General features: G+C 47.4%; 1 protein-coding gene. It reads left to right on the top strand.

Annotated features, from left to right (window positions below; genetic code table 11):
- Positions 1-621: IS1634 family transposase (locus KCG48_RS14570; RefSeq protein ID WP_211802899.1), on the top strand; the 621-nt coding region annotated here is incomplete at its 5' end.
- Between the last annotated feature and the right edge of the window lie 104 nt (positions 622-725).

The raw sequence follows: 725 nt of genomic DNA on the forward strand, positions 1-725 counted from the left end.
GAAGACCAGATGGTGATCACCTGGTCCGCTTCGCGAGAAGCGAAGGACCGCAGAGACCGGGAGAGGCTCATTGAAAAATCGAAGAAACTGGTTGAAAACAAATCCGCGCTGAAGTCCGAAATGAAAAAAGGCGGGAAGAAATATGTTCAGCTGAACTTCATCGAAGAGGATCAGGTCACCTTCAACCACAAGCAGCTGACGAATGACGAACTCTACGATGGCTACTACGGAATCCAGTTTTCTGACGAAACCCTGGATCCATCCAGAGTCATCGAGATCTATCACGGCTTGTGGAAGATTGAAGAGAGCTTCCGCGTGATGAAAAGCAATCTGGAAGCCAGACCGATTTTCGTGTGGACGGAAGAAAGCATCCAAGGCCACTTCGTGGTGTGTTACCTGGCTCTCGTCATCCAGCGGTATCTCGAATACCTGCTGAGGACAAAGGGCATCGATCTTTCGACCGAAGTCATCCAGGATGCGGTCAGAAGCGCACAGTACACGCTGATCTCTGGAGATGAAGCCAAGGACACCTACTATATCAAGAACATGGAACACGAGTCCTATAGGGAGATCATCAGCGTGCTGGGGATATCAGAAAAACTTCAGTACGGAAAACTGTAACAGGGACTTTGTATATACAGCTCAAAACATGGAAAAACCTCTCAAACCACTGATTTTAAATGGTTTGAGAGGTTTTTTACTCTTGCAAACTGTAAAAGTCGGGA

The organism is Proteiniclasticum sediminis (assembly GCF_018128025.1).
Taxonomy (GTDB): domain Bacteria; phylum Bacillota; class Clostridia; order Clostridiales; family Clostridiaceae; genus Proteiniclasticum; species Proteiniclasticum sediminis.